The following is a 2,685-nucleotide window of genomic DNA, read 5'->3' as shown; positions in this document are numbered from 1 at the left end:
AATTCTTCTGAGTCGAAAAAAATAATTTCGCCTGGCACAGTCATAGATTCTGCATAATCAAGCAATTTTGTAATAGCAGTTCTTCTTCCTGAATTTTCTTCAAATATTAAGGCTGGTACAACCTTTGCTCCTTCTAGCAGAATCTGCTGCTCTTTTGATGTCTCGCGAGATTTAGTGCTGACAAGTGCTTTTCTTAGAAGTGATTCAATGTGAGAATTATCTGTAATTTCTTTATGAGGATATAAATCCATTAAAGCGTTTTTTAAGTACTCATAACTTGATTTTTCACTTTGCTCAAGAATATAATCAACGATATTGTTAAAATAGATTGATTTTTCAGAGAGATTACGGTCTCCAGTTTTCCATTTACTTACGAGACTTGCATCGACGTGCAGGCTTCGTGACATAGAAACTGTCTGTAGGCCCAAGCATTCCATTATATAGCCAAGTGTTGAAAGTGATTTTTTTTTCATTTTTATCTCCTCCTTAGTAGAAAGTAGCAAATTATGAAATAAGTAGCATGTACAAATTATCTATATGTTCTAATTAACAATTTATAATGTACAATTTATGCCACGTTGTGGGTAAAAGAGTGTAATGATGGTTGAAATCTTGAAAAGATTTTTTAAATTTATATATAGATAATTTATTAGAACTTATACATGTCAAATAATTGTCATTGCATTGTCTTTGACAAATGGACATATGTACTTGAAAATCTAGGCTTTTATGGTTATTATAACATAAACAGTTACAAAAAACACATTTTATCCGGAGAAATGTTTGGCTGCTATTTAATGTTAAATTAGTTAAAAAGAGAGGAATGATTAGTATGGCAGGAAATAAGGATTTTAAATTTGTTGATCATTATGAATTTGATGAGGAATTATTAAAGAAAGCATTTGCAGAAGCAAGAGAAATATACAAAGAACGTGGATTTATGCGTAAGATGGGATTTGGTAAAGCACCAGCCATTACAACAGTAGATATGGCTAAGGCTTGGATGAGCGAAGGACATCCTTTCACTTGTAACCATTCTGATGAAGTTTGTGCAGAAGCATTAAAAGTATTAGAAGCAGGAAGAAAAGCAGGAGTACCTATATTCCATACAACAACAGGTTATGTTGGAGAGGCACAATGGGATCTTCCAAGATGGGATGAGAAGATTCCTATGAGTGCATTAGATATTGATAGTGAATGGATGGAAATTGATCCTAAATTAAAACCACTTCCAGAAGAACCAGTAATACATAAGAAATTTGCTTCAAATTTTTTTGGAACACATCTTGCTCAAACACTAAATTATCTTGGGGTTGATACATTAATAGTTATGGGGGCCACTGCTTGTGCATGTGTACGACACACAGTAATGGACTCTACAGGATATGGATTTAAAACAATAGTTCCAGAAGGAACAGTTGGTGACCGTGTACCAGGTGTAGTAGAATGGAATTTATTTGATATGGAAGCAAAATTCTGTGATGTAGTTCCAGTAGATGAAGTTGTAAAATATCTTGAGGGAATAGATTCATCCGTATATACAAAACATGCAAGAAAATATGATAAATAATTTGCTTTTAGTGGTTTTATATGATATAAAAAGTATTATATTATAAAGTTAAAAAAATCCTTTTATAAAGTATAAGATTTTAAAGCACATTTAATTTAATATGAATGATAGTAAGGACAATGGAGTTCAAATATTATACAAAATTGTATAACTGAAACTCCATGTCCTTATATTTTTACTAAAAATTATTTTTGGATGTATCTGTAAATAAATCTTTTTATGCTATTTTATATACAAACTTATTTTTTATAAGGAGGGGGATTTTATGCAGTTTATAAAGTGTGGTAAGTTTTTTGATGGAATTAATGAAATATTAAAAGAAAATATAAATATTCTAGTCGAAGATGACTATATACTTGATGTAGGAGAAGGGGTTGAATGTCCAGAAAATGCCGAAACAATAGATCTTTCAGATTATACAGTAACACCTGGACTTATTGATGCACATGTTCATTTTGATTTTATTGGTCCTACAGCATTAAACACATATGTATTTACAGATTCTGATGAAATGAAGGCATTAAATACAGTATATTGTGCTCAAAAATCATTACAAGGTGGTTTTACAACTGTAAGAACTATAGGATCGGCTTTTAATGGGTATGGACAAATAGACGCAAAAAGGGCTATTGATAAAAAAATGTTTCAAGCTTCTAGGCTTGTTGTATCACCTCATGCATTAGATATTAGTGGAGGACACTGGGATTTTTCAACGTTTGCTACTTCAAATCCATTTCTTTCAGAACACATTGAAAATGCATGTGTTGCAACAGGAAATGGAGTTGATTTTTGCAGAACTGCGGTTAGAAAATATGTTAAATATGGTGCTGATTTTGTGAAAATAATGGCAACGGGAGGTTTTGCATCACCTATTGATAATCCTGATGAACAAGCATTTTCAAATGATGAAATAAAAGCAATAATTGATACAGCAAAAATGTTTAATAAGCCAGTTGTAGCTCATGCATATACTTCTGAATTAGTAAGTAATTTATTAGATTTAGGAATATCAGAAATTGAACATGCAGCTCTTATGGATGAAAAAACTGCAGAAAAGTTAATTAAGAGTGGTGTACCTTTAATGGCTACTTTTACTCCATTTGAAGTTTTTATAC

General features: G+C 31.4%; 2 protein-coding genes and 1 pseudogene. 2 read left to right on the top strand and 1 reads right to left on the bottom strand.

Going from position 1 to position 2,685, the window contains the following annotated elements; genetic code table 11:
* Nucleotides 1-473 (bottom strand): annotated as a pseudogene (locus Q0F58_RS18680) (hypothetical protein); the annotation flags it as partial.
* 359 nt (nt 474-832) lie between these two features.
* Between Q0F58_RS18680 and Q0F58_RS18675 the strand changes: the two are divergent.
* Nucleotides 833-1,570, top strand: a complete 738-nt coding sequence (locus Q0F58_RS18675; RefSeq protein WP_294379450.1) for an isochorismatase family protein — start codon at nt 833-835, stop codon at nt 1,568-1,570.
* Nucleotides 1,571-1,835: 265 nt separating this feature from the next.
* On the top strand, nt 1,836-2,685 hold an 850-nt coding region (locus Q0F58_RS18670), incomplete at its 3' end, for an amidohydrolase family protein (protein ID WP_294379448.1).

It is taken from the genome of uncultured Clostridium sp., from assembly GCF_934754915.1.
Taxonomy (GTDB): Bacteria; Bacillota; Clostridia; order Clostridiales; family Clostridiaceae; genus Clostridium.
The sequence above is the reverse complement of the archived record's forward strand: the minus strand, read 5'-3'. Positions and strand labels throughout refer to the sequence as shown.

What these genes read in the sequence shown, in the direction of transcription:
- Q0F58_RS18675 (WP_294379450.1), top strand. Translation starts at nt 833, where the DNA reads ATGGCAGGAAATAAGGATTTTAAATTTGTTGATCATTATGAATTTGAT.